General features: G+C 72.6%; 14 protein-coding genes and 1 pseudogene. 9 read left to right on the forward strand and 6 right to left on the reverse strand.

Going from position 1 to position 14,064, the window contains the following annotated elements; translation table 11 throughout:
* Together C3486_RS13290 and C3486_RS13295 are read left to right on the forward strand one after the other, a co-directional pair.
* Positions 1 to 397, forward strand: a pseudogene (locus tag C3486_RS13290) (ATP-dependent helicase); the annotation flags it as partial.
* 149 nt (positions 398 to 546) lie between these two features.
* On the forward strand, positions 547 to 1,419 hold the full coding sequence (locus C3486_RS13295) for an alpha/beta fold hydrolase (protein WP_103832868.1): 873 nt from the start codon (positions 547 to 549) through the stop codon (positions 1,417 to 1,419).
* A gap of 20 nt (positions 1,420 to 1,439) precedes the next feature.
* On the opposite strand, the gene C3486_RS13300 is transcribed toward C3486_RS13295, so the two are convergent.
* Positions 1,440 to 2,372, reverse strand: a complete 933-nt coding sequence (locus C3486_RS13300; RefSeq protein ID WP_103832869.1) for an NYN domain-containing protein — start codon at positions 2,370 to 2,372, stop codon at positions 1,440 to 1,442.
* 227 nt (positions 2,373 to 2,599) lie between these two features.
* Between C3486_RS13300 and C3486_RS37250 the strand changes: the two genes are divergently transcribed.
* Positions 2,600 to 2,758 carry a hypothetical protein gene (locus tag C3486_RS37250; protein WP_181138532.1) on the forward strand — a complete coding sequence of 53 codons (159 nt, stop codon included), beginning with the start codon at positions 2,600 to 2,602 and terminating at the stop codon, positions 2,756 to 2,758.
* A gap of 121 nt (positions 2,759 to 2,879) precedes the next feature.
* Here the strand turns inward: C3486_RS37250 and C3486_RS13305 are convergent, their stop codons facing one another.
* The 3 genes from C3486_RS13305 to C3486_RS13315 all read right to left on the reverse strand — a co-directional run bounded on the left by C3486_RS13305 (position 2,880) and on the right by C3486_RS13315 (position 5,292).
* Positions 2,880 to 3,485, reverse strand: coding sequence for a MarC family protein (locus C3486_RS13305; protein ID WP_103832929.1), 606 nt, complete (start codon positions 3,483 to 3,485; stop codon positions 2,880 to 2,882).
* Positions 3,486 to 3,614: 129 nt separating this feature from the next.
* Positions 3,615 to 4,490 (reverse strand): PHP domain-containing protein, encoded by an 876-nt coding sequence (locus C3486_RS13310; RefSeq protein WP_103832870.1) that lies wholly within the window; start codon positions 4,488 to 4,490, stop codon positions 3,615 to 3,617.
* 163 nt (positions 4,491 to 4,653) lie between these two features.
* Positions 4,654 to 5,292, reverse strand: a complete 639-nt coding sequence (locus C3486_RS13315) for a DUF6758 family protein (RefSeq protein ID WP_103832871.1) — start codon at positions 5,290 to 5,292, stop codon at positions 4,654 to 4,656.
* A gap of 164 nt (positions 5,293 to 5,456) precedes the next feature.
* On the opposite strand from C3486_RS13315, the gene C3486_RS13320 reads away from it, so the two are divergent.
* Positions 5,457 to 6,713, forward strand: a complete 1,257-nt coding sequence (locus C3486_RS13320) for an MFS transporter (protein ID WP_103832872.1) — start codon at positions 5,457 to 5,459, stop codon at positions 6,711 to 6,713.
* Positions 6,714 to 6,856: 143 nt separating this feature from the next.
* On the opposite strand, the gene C3486_RS13325 is transcribed toward C3486_RS13320, so the two are convergent.
* On the reverse strand, positions 6,857 to 7,441 hold the full coding sequence (locus C3486_RS13325; RefSeq protein WP_103832873.1) for a suppressor of fused domain protein: 585 nt from the start codon (positions 7,439 to 7,441) through the stop codon (positions 6,857 to 6,859).
* Positions 7,442 to 7,950: 509 nt separating this feature from the next.
* On the opposite strand from C3486_RS13325, the gene C3486_RS13330 reads away from it, so the two are divergent.
* Positions 7,951 to 9,081, forward strand: a complete 1,131-nt coding sequence (locus C3486_RS13330) for a magnesium and cobalt transport protein CorA (RefSeq protein ID WP_103832874.1) — start codon at positions 7,951 to 7,953, stop codon at positions 9,079 to 9,081.
* Between the two features lie 73 nt (positions 9,082 to 9,154).
* Positions 9,155 to 9,700, forward strand: coding sequence for a hypothetical protein (locus C3486_RS13335; protein WP_103832875.1), 546 nt, complete (start codon positions 9,155 to 9,157; stop codon positions 9,698 to 9,700).
* Positions 9,701 to 9,756: 56 nt separating this feature from the next.
* On the opposite strand, the gene C3486_RS13340 is transcribed toward C3486_RS13335, so the two are convergent.
* Positions 9,757 to 10,527 carry a hypothetical protein gene (locus tag C3486_RS13340; RefSeq protein ID WP_308461238.1) on the reverse strand — a complete coding sequence of 257 codons (771 nt, stop codon included), beginning with the start codon at positions 10,525 to 10,527 and terminating at the stop codon, positions 9,757 to 9,759.
* 261 nt (positions 10,528 to 10,788) lie between these two features.
* On the opposite strand from C3486_RS13340, the gene C3486_RS13345 reads away from it, so the two are divergent.
* The 3 genes from C3486_RS13345 to C3486_RS13355 are packed head-to-tail and all read left to right on the forward strand — an operon-like array spanning position 10,789 to position 13,984.
* A complete protein-coding gene (locus tag C3486_RS13345; RefSeq protein WP_181138533.1) occupies positions 10,789 to 12,189 on the forward strand; it encodes a magnesium transporter MgtE N-terminal domain-containing protein in 1,401 nt (466 codons plus the stop codon).
* A complete protein-coding gene (locus C3486_RS13350) occupies positions 12,176 to 12,766 on the forward strand; it encodes a DUF1003 domain-containing protein (RefSeq protein ID WP_103832876.1) in 591 nt (196 codons plus the stop codon). Before C3486_RS13345 ends, C3486_RS13350 begins: the two co-directional genes overlap by 14 nt.
* A gap of 60 nt (positions 12,767 to 12,826) precedes the next feature.
* Entirely contained in the window at positions 12,827 to 13,984 is a 1,158-nt protein-coding gene (locus tag C3486_RS13355) for an Mrp/NBP35 family ATP-binding protein (protein ID WP_103832931.1), read from the forward strand.
* The last annotated feature ends 80 nt before the right edge of the window (positions 13,985 to 14,064 follow it).

Raw genomic sequence — 14,064 nt, forward strand, 5'->3', positions numbered from 1 at the left:
GGCCGAGACCACCGAGGCGCCCGCCAAGCCGCGCCGTGCCCGCAAGACCGCCGCCAAGAAGGCCGCCCCGGAGGCCGAGGCCGCCGTCGAGTCGGCCGAGGGCACCGAGGCGACCGCCGAGGCACCGGCCAAGCCGCGCCGTACGCGCAAGACCGCCGCCAAGAAGGCGGAGGCCGCGGTGGACACCGCCGAGGGCACCGAGCCCGCGGCCGAGACCACCGAGGCGCCCGCCAAGCCGCGCCGCACCCGCAAGACCGCCGCGAAGAAGACCACCGCGAAGGCCGAGACGGCCACCGGTGACGTCGCGACGGACGAGGTTCCGGCCAAGCCGCGCCGTACGCGGAAGACCGCGGCCAAGAAGACGGCCGCGTCGGCCGAGGCCCCGGCCGAGGGCTGATCCGCAGGCCATCGACGGCCCCGTACCGCTCGGTCGGTGCGGGGCCGTCGTCGTGCCCGCCGCCCCGTGGCACCGCCGCAGGCCGCGCACGGTCCGGAGGTCATCCTTCCGGCACCCGCCGGTCATCCGGCCCGGATAGCCTCTGGTCCATGAGTAGGCCTCCGTTCCTTGAGCTGCCCGCGTGTGCCGGTGCGTACCGGCTCGTCACCGGGCGGGGTGAGTTCGCGGTGCACGACGCGCGTCCCGACGGTCCGGTACGCGGCACCGTCCTGCTGGTGCCGGGTTTCACGGGCAGCAAGGAGGACTTCCTCCCACTGCTCGCGCCGCTGGCGGCGGCCGGTTACCGCACGGTGGCCGTGGACGGCAGAGGCCAGTACGAGTCCCCCGGGCCGCGCGAGGAACAGGCGTACGCGCAGGAGGAGTTGGCCCGTGACATCGCCGCGCAGGCGGCCGCGCTGGAGGCCGGCCCGGTGCATCTGCTGGGTCATTCGCTCGGCGGGCTGCTGGCGCGCGCAGCGGTGCTCGAGGACGCCGCGCCCTACCGCTCGCTGACCCTGATGAGCTCCGGCCCGGCCGCGGTCGCCCCCGAGCAGCGGGCCCGCGCCAAGATGCTCATCGACGCGCTGGCCACGATGACCATGGAGTCCGTCTGGCAGGCGATGCGGGAGCTGGACCCGCCGGAGGCGGCGGGCGAGACCACCCCGCCGGAGATCGCCGAGTTCCTGCACCGCCGCTGGCTGGGCACCGTGCCGGAGCAGCTGATCGGCACCGCGCGGCAGATAGCGGGCGAGCCGAACCGGGTGGCCGCGCTGGCCGCCGTGCCGCTGCCCAAGCACGTGCTGTCCGGGGCCGTGGACTACGCCTGGCCGGTGCCGCTGATGGACGAGATGGCCGAGCGCCTCGGGGCGCGCCGCACCGTGATCGCGGGCGCCGAGCACTCCCCCAACGTCGAGCGGCCGGCGGAGACGGCGGCCGCCCTGGTGTCCTTCTGGGACGCGGCCGGGGACGGCGCCGGGCAGTAGCGCGTACGCGGGCGTGCCGCCTAGAACTGCGCCCGTACGTGCTCCCAGAAGCCGTCGCGCAGGACGCGCCGCAGGTCCGCGTACGGCCGCAGGGAGTGGCGCAGCAGCCCCTCGGCGGTGGTCAGCAGCTCCTGGTCGACGGCGCCGGGGAGGTACGGGTGGCCGGGCAGCAGGTCCGCGGTCCAGTCCCGGCCGCGTGAGGCCAGCCACTGGGCTGCGACCTGCGCGCCGACGAAGCGGACGTCCTCGCGGCTGGGCGCCGGGCCGTCGTCGGACGGGCCCGCGGCACCGCCGTCGGGGACCGTGCGCTCGGTGACGTACGGCTTGCAGAACTCCAGGTCGAAGGTGCGCTGACTGTCGACCTCCCAGAGCAGCGGCTCGGCCTGGTTGCGGCCGTCGACGGCCTCGATGCCCCACAGGTGCACCCGCGCGCCGTAGCCCTGGGCCGCCTCGACGGCGGAGACCAGGTCCTCGTCGCCGCCGATGAGCACCGCGTCGCTGATGGCGCGGTGCCGGGCCAGCGACTCCAGGTCGGAGCGGATCAGGGAATCGACGCCCTTCTGCTGGTTGTTGGCATTGAGGTTGCCGAGTCTGACCTTGACGTCGGGCAGCTCGGCGATGGACTGCTGCTCCAGGGTGTGGATGCGGCGGCGGGCGCCGTCGTACCAGTACACCCGCAGCAGCCGGCTGTCGGGGAAGACGGTGCGGGTCATCTCGATGAAGGCGTCGATGATGCCTTCGGCGTCCAGGTCGAACGAGCGGCGGTCCTCGGTGCCGGTCACCAGCCGGCCGGCCGCGGCGTAGAGATAGCCGGCGTCGACGAAGACCGCGTGCGTCGAGGGTGTCGTGGCGACCTCGGCCAGGACGCGGAGGAGCAGCTCGTTCGTGCGCTCGATCCCCGCCACGACAGCGGTGAGATCGGTGGGGCCCGCGGGCCGGACGTCGTCGTTCATACCGGTTCGATTCTCCTGGCGGAGACGGGGCAGGCACAACCGGCGGGGTGGCACGGGACAAGTGAACTTACCCGTGAGTAATTAGACACTCGAAAATTTTCTTTAGCGTAGGGAATTATTGCTCACAGCACTTCGTTGTCACCAGTGGCACGCCTGACACCGATGACAGGCAACCGTGCCACCCAGCAGTTCTCCTCAGGAGGATCAGACGAAGGGAGAAGCCCTTTATGCGCTTCGAGATCATGCGCCTTGACGACGTCAACGGCACCGCCGTGGACAGCACCGTCGTGGACGCCGCCTCCGTCAACCGGATCGTGCAGCAGGCCGCCGCAATCGGCCAGCGCATCTACATCCGTCCCGCCGATTCCGCGGCGGCCGCTTCGTAACGCGGCCCCCGGCTCCCCCGGCCCGCCGGCTCACCGGCCCGCCGAAAGCTGCGCCCCCGTACGGACGATCCGTACGGGGGCGGCGTGTTTCCCGGGCGCCCGGCCCGGCCGGGACCGGCGGTCAGGCGCCGGTGACCACCTGCGTCACGCCGTTGATGATCTGCTGGACGGCCAGCGCGGAGAGCATCATGCCGGCCAGCCGGGTCACCAGCACCACCCCGCCGTCCTTGATCACCCGGATGATCACCAGCGAGAAGCGCATCACCAGCCACAGGACCACGTGGATCGCGGCGATCGCCGCCCAGACCGAGACCTGCCCGGCGACCCCCTCCGCGTGCTGCACCGCGAGGATCACCGACACGATCGCGCCGGGACCGGCCAGCAGCGGCATGCCCAGCGGCACCAGCGCCACGTTCACGTCCTTGGTCTGCGTGGGCGCCTCCGACTTCCCCGTCAGCAGGTCCAGGGCGATGAGCAGGAGCAGCAGCCCGCCCGCGATCATCAGCGCGGGCGTGGAGATGTGCAGGTAGGCCAGGATCTGACGGCCGCAGACGCCGAAGACGGCGATGACGCCGAACGCGACGGCCGCCGCCTGCCAGGCCATCCGGCGCTGCATCTTGGCCGGGCGGCCCGAGGTCAGGGCGAGGAAGATCGGGGTGATCCCAGGGGGATCCATAATCACGAAAAGGGTGAGAAAGAGGGATCCGAAGACGGCGAGGTCGAGCACGGTGATGGCCTTGCGAGAGGTGGTACGGGCGCACGCGCGCACGACGGCGCGCCTGCGGCGGGAACGGGGCGGCGCGGAGCGCCGGAGGAGCCTTGAAGGGCGGAGAGGGGGGCGGCCGGGCGGCCGGGATCAGCCGCCGGCGCCCGGGACGGGGAACGCGCCGGTCGCACGGCGCACGATCTCCCCGTAGATCTCGGGGTCGGTGGTGTACTCGCCGAGCCGGCAGGTCTTGCGGCTGCCGTGGTAGTCGCTGGAGCCGGTGGTGAGCACGCCGAGGTCGGCGGCGAGCGCGCGCAGCCGGTCGCGGGTCGGCCCGTCGTGGTCCATGTGGTCGACCTCGATGCCGTCCAGCCCGGCGGCGGCCAGCTCGGCGATCGCGGACTCGGGGACGCACACGCCGCGCTTGGCGGCCAGCGGGTGCGCGAAGACGGTGACGCCGCCCGCCGCCTTGACCAGCCGGACCGCCTCGAAGGGGTCCAGCTCGTGCTTCTCGACGTACGCGCGGCCGTCGTTGGCCAGCCACTCGGCGGTGAAGGCGTCGGAGACGGTGGGCACGACGCCCAGCTCGACCATGGCGGTGGCGATGTGCGGCCGGCCGACGGCGCCGTCCCCGGCGATCCGCGCGACCTGCTCCCAGGTGACGGGCACGCCCAGCTCCTGGAGCTTGGCGACCATGCCCTGCGCGCGGGGGATGCGGTCGTCCCGGACGAGCTCCCGCTCACGGGCCAGCTCCGGCTCCTCGGGATCGAAGAGGTAGGCCAGCATGTGCAGGCTGATGCCGTCCCCGCCGCCGTCGGGCGCGGGCAGCCGGCAGGACAGCTCGGCGCCGGTCACGAGCGTCAGCCCGGCCGGAGTTGCGGCCCTGGCCTCGGCGTACCCGCCGACGGTGTCGTGGTCGGTGAGCGCGACGACGTCCAGTCCGGCCTCGGCGGCGTTGCGTACCAGCTCGGCCGGGGTGTCCGTGCCGTCGGACGCGGTGGAGTGGGTGTGCAGGTCGATACGCACGACACGGACTCCAGACACGGACGGGACGGCGGACCGGGCAACGGCCGGACAGGGCGCCGGACAACAGGGGACGCCAAAAGGATAACCGCCGTACCCCGGGCCACTCGCGGACCGGACGTGACGCCCCTCTCAGTACGCGCCGAGCGGTGCCGGGCCCGTGACCTCAGGAGAGGATGCGCGGCGACAGCGCGCCGCACGGCACCAGGTCCACCTCGGCGCCCGCGTCCCGCAGGTCGGTCAGGACCAGTTCGTCGTACATGAGCAGCCCCGACTGCTCGGGCCAGACGACCGCCCACAGCCACAGTCCGCGGGCCTCGCCCGCGAAGACGGCGCGGTCCTCGGGGACGCCCTCGACGTGCCAGAGCGGGGTCGGCCGGCCCGCAGCCATCACCTTGGCGTGCGGCGACCGCTCGACACGCAGGTGCGGGCCCGGGTCCGGTCCGTCGATGCCGGCGTACCGCGCGCCGAGTCCGACCCCGAGCTCCTCGGCGATCAGGACGAGTTCGCCGGGACCGCCCAGCGGTCCGGGGCCCGAGCAGGCCACCGCGGTGGCCCGGCCGCCGCTGCGGTCGTCGCCCGCGCAGGCCACGCCGGTGAACAGCCAGCCCACCGGGAGCGGCCACGGCATCCACACGGGAACGCGCGCACGGCTGACCACGACGGCCAGCGCTTCGACGCTCGGCGGCACGACCGGCTGCAGCGGGTGCACCGTGCCGTGCACGTCGCACTGCCAGGAATCGGCGAAGAGACCGGGCGCCCGCACCCGGCCACCGCACTTCGGGCAACTGGGTTCGCCCCTCATAGGGCTCAACGGTCCTCCGTGGCCGCCCGCGCGTCAAGGACGATCACCCGTCCGGGGCGCCCTGTGCCGCTCCGTTAGTTGCAACTTGCACTCATTAGGCCGCCTAACTTATTCTGTGTATACGTCAACCATTTGGCCCGCGACTACGCAGGAAGGCACCCGGCATGACGCAGAGCCACGGCAGACATGCCGCCCACCGGGATCCGCTCGACGCCGGAAGCGGCGGCATCCTCCGGCAGCCCATGGCCGTCTGGGCCACCGCGGGCGCCGCGGTCGTCGCCTTCATGGGCATCGGCCTCGTCGACCCGATCCTGCCGTCGATCGCGCGCGGCCTGCGGGCCTCCCCCAGCCAGGTCTCCCTGCTGTTCACCTCCTACTTCCTGATCACCGCCCTCGCGATGCTGGTGACCGGCTTCGTCTCCAGCCGGATCGGCGGCCGGAAGACGTTGCTGGCCGGGCTGACCCTCGTGGTGGTCTTCGCCGCGCTCTCCGGCACCTCCTCCTCGGTCGGCGAGCTGGTCGGCTTCCGGGCCGGCTGGGGACTGGGCAACGCGCTCTTCGTCTCCACCTCGCTCGCCGTGATCGTGGGCGCGGCGGCCGGCGGCAGCGCGGCGGCGATCCTGCTGTACGAGTCCGCGCTCGGCCTCGGCATGGCCTGCGGCCCGCTGCTCGGCGCCGTGCTGGGCGACATGAAGTGGCGCTACCCCTTCTTCGGCACCGCCGTCCTGATGGCCGTCGGCTTCGTCGCGATCTCCGTGTTCCTCGAGGAGCAGCCCAGGCCGGCGCGGCGGACGGGCCTGCTGGACCCGGTCAGAGCGCTCGGCCACGGCGGACTCGCCTCGGCCGCGGTCTCCGCGTTCTTCTACAACTACGCGTTCTTCACGGTGCTGGCCTTCACCCCGTTCGTGCTGGACATGACGCCGTACAGGTCGGGGGCGGTCTTCTTCGGCTGGGGCGTGCTGCTCGCCGTCTTCTCGGTACTGGTGGCCCCGCGCGTACAGGAACGCTTCGGCTCCCTGAAGGTGCTCGGCGGCTCGCTCGTCCTGCTCGCCGCCGACCTGGTCGTCCTCGGATACGGCAACCACACCACGGCGATCGTCTGCACGGTCCTCTCGGGCGCGTTCATCGGCCTGAACAACACCGTCTTCACCGAGCTGGCCCTCGGGGTGTCCGACGCGCCGCGCCCGGTGGCCAGCGCGGGCTACAACTTCGTGCGCTGGTTCGCGGCGGCAGCTGCCCCCTTCCTCGCGCCGAAGATCGAGGAGTGGACCGACGTCCATGTCCCGTTCGTGGTCGCGGCGGCCGCGGCCGTCATCGGCGCGACGATCGTCGGCGTACGCCGCCGGGCCCTGACCGCCGAGGCGGCGGAGCGGGAGCCGCAGCACGCGGCGGAGGACGGCGTCTCCGTCTTCGCCCGCTGACCGCGGTCCGGTCCCGCGAACCCCGGGCCCGTACGCCCCGGCCCCCGCTGCCGCACGGAAGGCAACGGGGGCCGGTCACATTCAGGCCAGACAGCCACTCGGTTCACGCCAACTTCACAGCGTGATGTTTCGATCTCCACGCGTCAGTCCAGAGGTACGCCGCTCCGCAGCGGGTCTCGCAGGTCGGTGCCCTGCTGCAGCCAGCGCTCCTCCAGCGCGGCGGCCCCGTGCACCCGCTTCCACGCGGCCTCGTTCGGCGTCATGGGCAGCAGCGGCAGGAACCGCACCGGCTCCATGGGCTCGTCCAGCTCCAGGTCCTCGACCAGGCCGCCGCCCTCGCTGACCAGCACCGAGGTGAAGGGGGCCCCGGGCCACAGCGGCTCGCCCACGTCCAGCGAGGCGCCCGGCGCCACGATGACGCCCTCGACCTGCGGCGAAGCGGCCAGCACGGCCAGCGGCCTGAGCACCTTGTCGGTGTCGGCGCGGCCGTTCCGCACGGTCAGGACCAGCTCGGCGCGGGGGCCGCGCAGCGGGTCGGCCAGCACCTCGGAGGGGTCGGTCATGGGGTTCGCGGACATGCCGAGCGTGACGTACCGCACCAGCTCGCGGTCGGCGTAGCGCAGCACTTCGATGCGGTCCGTACCGAGGAACGTCACCGCCGCGCGCGCGTCCGGCTCCCCGAGAGCCATCAGCAGCCGGGCCTCGACCAGCTCAAGAACGTCAGACATGCGGCGAGCATACGGGCGGCCGCCGGACCGGCGGTCCGTCCCCCGCGCGGGCCATGGCCGCGTATGGAACAGGCAAAGGGGCGGCGCAGCGGGAAGGTAACGGTTCAGACGGCTGATAGCCTTGCCATCTGGTCAGCGAAAGACGTCGTCCCCCAGCAGGGACCGGCCGGAGGAGGTGGGACTGGCATGGATCCTAGTCGACCGTGCAGTACCGGCAGTTCTCCCGTCGCCCCGCTGATGATGCGACTCTCCTGATCCGAGAGCTTCCGTACCCCACCGTGTCCCGGTGAAACGTGAAGTCCCTTCGCACGCGCAGCTTCTGACGGAAGAACGCCCGCACCAGCGCTTTTTCTCTGTTCTTCCCGCACTGCGAACTGCCGTCAGTACCGACGCACGGAGCGCCGCCCGCTTTGCGGACGTACGGCCGAGGATGCCGCGTACGTCCACGTTCCGGGATGCGCTACGCCCCCGCGCCAGCGGCTGACGGCCGGCCCGTGAAGGAGCCCGCCATGTCGATGATCCGCGACCTGCGCGCCGCCGTCCGCCCCTCCCGGCGTCGCGGCGACTCCCCGTACGAGTACGAGAACACCCGCACCGCCACGGCCAACAGCGCCATCGTGGACTGCGGCGTCTACCGCGACGGCCGCCGCGTCAGCGGCCACGTCACCCCCGGCGAGGCCATCGCCGACGTCCAGGAGAACGGCGGCTTCACCTGGATCGGCCTGCACGAGCCGAACGAGCGCGAGTTCGCCGGCATCGCCAAGGAGTTCGGGCTGCACCCGCTCGCCGTCGAGGACGCCGTCCACGCCCACCAGCGGCCGAAGCTGGAGCGGTACGACGACACCCTGTTCACCGTCTTCAAGACCATCCACTACGTCGAGCACGCCGAGCTCACCGCCACCAGCGAGGTCGTGGAGACCGGCGAGGTGATGTGCTTCACCGGCCGGGACTTCATCGTGACCGTCCGGCACGGCGGCCAGGGCTCGCTGCGCGCGCTGCGGCACCGTCTGCAGGACGACCCCGAGCTGCTCGGCAAGGGGCCGTCGGCCGTGCTGCACGCCATCGCCGACCAGGTGGTGGACGGCTACATCGCGGTCGCCGACGCCGTGCAGGACGACATCGACGAGGTCGAGATCGACGTCTTCAGCTCCGGCACGAACGGCAAGGCACAGGGCAAGGCGGCGGCCACCGCCAAGGGCGGCGACGCCGGGCGGATCTACCAGCTCAAGCGCGAGGTGCTGGAGTTCAAGCGGGCGGTCTCGCCGCTGCTGCGGCCGATGCAGCAGCTGAGCGAGCGGCCGATGCGGCTGGTCGACTCCGACATCCAGAAGTACTTCCGGGACGTCGCCGACCACCTCGCGCGCGTCAACGAGCAGGTGATCGGCTTCGACGACCTGCTGAACTCCATCCTCCAGGCGAACCTGGCGCAGGCGACGGTCGCGCAGAACGAGGACATGCGCAAGATCACGTCGTGGGCCGCGATCTTCGCGGTGCCGACGATGATCGCCGGGATCTACGGCATGAACTTCAAGTACATGCCCGAGCTGCACTGGAAGTTCGGCTACCCGGCCGTCCTGATGGTCACCGTCGTCATCTGCTTCGGCATCCACCGCGGCTTCAAGCGCAACGGCTGGCTGTAGGGCACGCGCCGCGGGAGCACGGCGTGCGGGGCGGCGGCGCGTCCGCCCGGCGTGCCTGGCTAGGCTTACGGGCATGACGGAGACCGTGCCCCAGCCGCTGCTCGACCAGGCGCTCATCGAGGAGGCCACCAAGAAGTCCGGCCTCATCTGGGTCCAGGGGACCGAGGGCCCGTCCCGCGCGCTGTGGCACGTCTGGCACGACGGCGCCGCGTGGCTGGTGGGCGACGGCCCCCTGGAACAGCCGCTCGCCGGCCTGGGCCTCGCCGACGGCTCCACCGCCACCGTCACCGTCCGCAGCAAGGACAAGGGCGGCCGGCTGGTCGCCTGGCAGGCCCGGGTCACCGAGGCCGCGCCGCGCAGCGAGCCGTGGGAGGCCGCCGTCGGCGAGCTGAAGGGCAAGCGGCTGAACGCGCCGGACGCCGACACCATGCCGGAGCGCTGGGCCCGCGAGTGCCGGGTGCTGCGGCTGACCCCGCTGACCGGGGACGCGGCGCCCGCCGCCCGTACGGACTTCGGCGACGACGCGCGGGCGGCCCGGCCGCTGCCCACCTCCGCCACGACCCGCGGGCCGGTCCCCGCCGCCCTGCCGAAGCTGCTCCGCCGCGGGCGTCGCGGCTGACGGACGCGGCGGGCGGTCCGGGCCGGGGCACTCCGCGGCCGTCCCGGACCCGGCGCTCAGTTGCCCGAGCCGATGCTCTCCCCGTAGTCCACGACGTCGTTCTTGTCCGGCTCGGCGAGGTCGATGCGCTTGCCCCAGTCGGCGAACTGCACGGTGCCCGCGCCGCCGGCCCGGTTCAGCCGCAGCGGGTACGGCTTGCCCTCCAGGGAGACGTCGAGCGTGCCGCCGTTGCCCTGCGCGGCCGAGATGCGGATCGTTCGGGTGCCGCCCAGGGTGCTGTGCTCGCCGCGGGCGAGCTTGCCGTGCAAGGTCAGCAGCGTGTCGAGCAGCGCGTCCTTCTCCGTGAAGCCGCTGAACTGCCGGTAGGTGCGGTCGGCCGCGGGCACCTTCACGTACTTGCCGTCCAGCTTGGCGGCGGCCGCGCTGTCGGTCCTGCTCGGCGTGCCGCCCTCCTGGTGCGCCCAGAAGCCGGCGTCGGCCTTCACGTACAGCTCCTTGCCGATGCGCAGCAGGGAGAACTCCGTGTCCTTGGTGGACACCTCGCCCTTGCCGCCGTTCCCCGTCAGCTGCATGTCCAGCTCGTACGTGCGGCGGCCGCTGACCAGCTTGCCGGAGATCCGGACCGTGGGGGCGCCCTCGGCGGCCGCCAGGGTCTTCTGCTGGATCTTCGTCGGGGACAGCTTCCCCACCCCGTTGGTGCCCGCGTCCGGGTCCTCCGGGCTCCCGCAGGCCGTCAGCGCGACGGCCAGGGAGACGCACGCGGTCCCCGCCGCCGCTCGGCGGACGACGCCGCGACGGCGGCGGGTCCCTGGCAGAAAAGCGATCACAGTGGCGTGGCCTCCTGGTGCACTGGTCCGGTTGCCGGATGACCTCGACGGCAGTACGGCAGCGTACCGGTGCGCCGCCCGCCGTCCGGAGGAGAGGGAGGCGACTTCGATCGGACAGCCGTACGGTGGTGCCTGCCGGGGCACCCGTGTACGGAGCGCGCTAGCCTGAAGCCGACCGAAGCGCGATTTCACCTGATTTATCGGGAGTCGGCTGCCCCCGGTCCGCCGGGAGCCGGAGGAGAAGGAGCGGAGGCGCACGGCATGGCGGTGGTCACCCCCCGGGTGTTCGTCTCGCACCTCTCCGGCATCGCGGTGTTCGACCCCAACGGCGACCAGGTGGGCCGGGTGCGGGACCTGGTGGCCATGCTGCGGGTGGGCGGCCGGCCGCCGCGGCTGCTCGGGCTGGTCGTGGAGGTGATCAGCCGGCGCCGGATCTTCCTGCCGATGACCCGGGTCACCGGCGTGGAGTCCGGCCAGGTGATCACCACCGGCGTGGTCAACATGCGCCGCTTCGAACAGCGCGCCTCGGAGACCCTGGTCCTCGGCGAGCTGCTGGACCGCCGGGTGCGCGTCGTGGAGACCGGCGAGGAGGTCACCGTCCTCGACATCGGCATCACCCAGCTGCCGGCCCGCCGGGACTGGGAGATCGAGAAGGTCTTCGTACGCAAGGGGAAGGGCGGTGCGCTCAGGCGCCGCGGAGAAACGTTGACCCTCGACTGGTCACAGGTCACCGGTTTCTCCCTGGAGGAGCACGGACAGGGCGCCGAGAGCCTGCTCGCCACGTTCGAGCAGCTGCACCCCGCCGACCTCGCGAGCGTCCTGCACCACCTCAACCCCAAGCGCCGCGCCGAGGTGGCCGCCGCGCTGGACGACGACCGGCTCGCCGACGTCCTGGAGGAGCTGCCCGAGGACGACCAGGTCGAGATCCTCGGCAAGCTGAAGGACGAGCGGGCCGCCGACGTCCTGGAGGCGATGGACCCCGACGACGCCGCCGACCTGCTCTCCGAGCTCCCCGAGGACGAGAAGGAACGGCTGCTGACCCTGATGCAGCCCGGCGACGCGGCCGACGTGCGGCGCCTGATGTCGTACGAGGAGCGGACGGCGGGCGGCCTGATGACCACCGAGCCGATCGTGCTGGGCCCGGACGCCACGGTCGCCGACGCGCTCGCCCGGGTACGCGACCCCGACCTCTCCCCCGCGCTCGCCGCCCAGGTCTACGTCTGCCGGCCGCCGGACCAGACCCCGACCGGCAAGTACCTTGGCGTGGTCCACTTCCAGCGGCTGCTGCGCGACCCGCCCTTCACCCTCGTCGGCGCGATCGTGGAGAGCGACCTGCCGCCGCTGCCGCCGGACACCCCGCTGCCCTCCGTGACCAGCTACCTCGCCACGTACAACATGGTCGCCGCGCCCGTCGTGGACGAGAGCGGGTCGCTGCTGGGCGCGGTGACCGTCGACGACGTACTGGACCACCTGCTGCCCGAGGACTGGCGCGAGACGGACCTGCACGGCGCGCCCGGGGTGGACGCCGGCGACCACCTCGGCGAGCGCGAGGACGAGCGGCCGAACGGCCACCGGGGCACGCAGGGGAACGGACACCGCGGCGGCGCTGCGGGCAGCGGCGCCGCCGGTACCACGGGCGGGGGTGCGCATGGGCGTGGATGAGCGGGAGACCACCAAGGAGCGCGCGCGGGCCGCCGCGGTCACCGGCGAGCGGTCGCGGGTCCGGCTGGACGTGCCGCGCGCACCGCGCCGCAGCCTGCTGCCGGAGTACGACCCGGAGGCGTTCGGGCGGCTGTCGGAGAAGATCGCCCGCTTCCTGGGCACCGGCCGGTTCATCGTCTGGATGACCGTCCTGATCATCGTGTGGGTCGGCTGGAACGTCACGGCACCCGAGCAGCTGCGCTTCGACGAGTACCCCTTCATCTTCCTGACCCTGGCACTGTCGCTGCAGGCGTCGTACGCCGCGCCGCTGATCCTGCTGGCCCAGAACCGGCAGGACGACCGGGACCGGGTCAGCCGCGAGCAGGACCGCAAGCAGAACGAGCGCTCGATCGCGGACACCGAGTACCTGACCCGCGAGGTCGCGGCGCTCCGGCTCGGGCTGGGCGAGGTCGCCACCCGCGACTGGATCCGCTCCGAACTGCAGGACATGCTCAAGGAACTGGAGGAACGGCGGGACGCCGAGCGGGAGGACGGCGGGTACGACGAGCGGCCGTCGCGCCGCCGCCACCGGGAGTGACGTACACGACCGCCGACAGGGCTTTCCGGAGGCCCCCACCGGAGCCGTACCATGCAGTACATGGCTACCGACACGCCCACGACCGCCGCTCCGAGCGAGGACGCGATCCGCGAAGCGCTCGCGACGGTGAACGACCCCGAGATCCACCGCCCCATCACCGAACTGGGGATGGTCAAATCGGTGGACATCGCGGCCGACGGCGCCGTGTCGGTCGTGGTCTACCTCACCGTCTCCGGCTGCCCGATGCGCGAGACGATCACCAGCAACGTCCGGGAAGCGGTCGCGAAGGTGGCGGGCGTCACCAGCGTCGCCGTCGACCTGGACGTGATGAGCGACGAGCAGCGCAAGGAGCTGGCGGCCGCGCTGCGCGGCGGCACCGCCGAGCGCGAGGTGCCGTTCGCCCAGCCGGGCTCGCTCACCCGGGTGTACGCGGTCGCCTCCGGCAAGGGCGGCGTCGGCAAGTCCTCGGTCACGGTGAACCTCGCGGCCGCGATGGCGGCCGACGGCCTGAAGGTCGGCGTCGTGGACGCGGACATCTACGGCCACAGCGTGCCCCGCATGCTCGGCGCCGAGGGCCGTCCCACCCAGGTCGAGAACATGATCATGCCGCCGTCGGCGAACGGCGTGAAGGTCATCTCCATCGGCATGTTCACCCCGGGCAACGCGCCGGTCGTCTGGCGCGGCCCGATGCTGCACCGCGCGCTCCAGCAGTTCCTCGCCGACGTGTACTGGGGCGACCTGGACGTGCTGCTGCTGGACCTGCCGCCCGGCACCGGCGACATCGCGATCTCCGTGGCCCAGCTGGTGCCGAACGCCGAGATCCTGGTCGTCACCACCCCGCAGCAGGCCGCCGCCGAGGTCGCCGAGCGGGCCGGCTCCATCGCCGTGCAGACCCACCAGAAGATCGTCGGCGTGGTCGAGAACATGGCCGGTCTGGAGCTGCCGAACGGCGAGATCGTCGATGTCTTCGGGACGGGCGGCGGCCAGCAGGTCGCCGAGGGCCTGACGAAGACGACCGGTACGCAGGTGCCGGTGCTCGGCTCGATCCCGATCGACGTCCGGCTGCGGGAGGGCGGCGACGCCGGCAAGCCGGTCGTGCTCACCGACCCGGAATCCGGCGCGGGCGCCGCGATCCGCGCGATCGCCGGCAAGCTGGGCGGCCGTCAGCGCGGCCTGTCGGGCATGTCCCTGGGCATCACCCCGCGCAACAAGTTCTGAGCGCTCTCCGGGCCTTCCCGGGCGTCACGAGGGGCGGACCCGCGGGTCCGCCCCTTCGTCGTGCCGACGGGGCACGCGGA

Source organism: Streptomyces sp. Ru73 (assembly GCF_002920575.1).
Taxonomy (GTDB): Bacteria; Actinomycetota; Actinomycetes; order Streptomycetales; family Streptomycetaceae; genus Streptomyces.

Coding starts and splice junctions, on each gene's coding strand:
- C3486_RS13295 (WP_103832868.1), top strand. CDS start 547: ATGAGTAGGCCTCCGTTCCTTGAGCTGCCCGCGTGTGCCGGTGCGTAC.
- C3486_RS13300 (WP_103832869.1), bottom strand. CDS start 2,372: ATGAACGACGACGTCCGGCCCGCGGGCCCCACCGATCTCACCGCTGTC.
- C3486_RS37250 (WP_181138532.1), top strand. CDS start 2,600: ATGCGCTTCGAGATCATGCGCCTTGACGACGTCAACGGCACCGCCGTG.
- C3486_RS13315 (WP_103832871.1), bottom strand. CDS start 5,292: ATGAGGGGCGAACCCAGTTGCCCGAAGTGCGGTGGCCGGGTGCGGGCG.
- C3486_RS13320 (WP_103832872.1), top strand. CDS start 5,457: ATGACGCAGAGCCACGGCAGACATGCCGCCCACCGGGATCCGCTCGAC.
- C3486_RS13325 (WP_103832873.1), bottom strand. CDS start 7,441: ATGTCTGACGTTCTTGAGCTGGTCGAGGCCCGGCTGCTGATGGCTCTC.
- C3486_RS13330 (WP_103832874.1), top strand. CDS start 7,951: ATGTCGATGATCCGCGACCTGCGCGCCGCCGTCCGCCCCTCCCGGCGT.
- C3486_RS13335 (WP_103832875.1), top strand. CDS start 9,155: ATGACGGAGACCGTGCCCCAGCCGCTGCTCGACCAGGCGCTCATCGAG.
- C3486_RS13345 (WP_181138533.1), top strand. CDS start 10,789: ATGGCGGTGGTCACCCCCCGGGTGTTCGTCTCGCACCTCTCCGGCATC.
- C3486_RS13350 (WP_103832876.1), top strand. CDS start 12,176: ATGGGCGTGGATGAGCGGGAGACCACCAAGGAGCGCGCGCGGGCCGCC.
- C3486_RS13355 (WP_103832931.1), top strand. CDS start 12,827: ATGGCTACCGACACGCCCACGACCGCCGCTCCGAGCGAGGACGCGATC.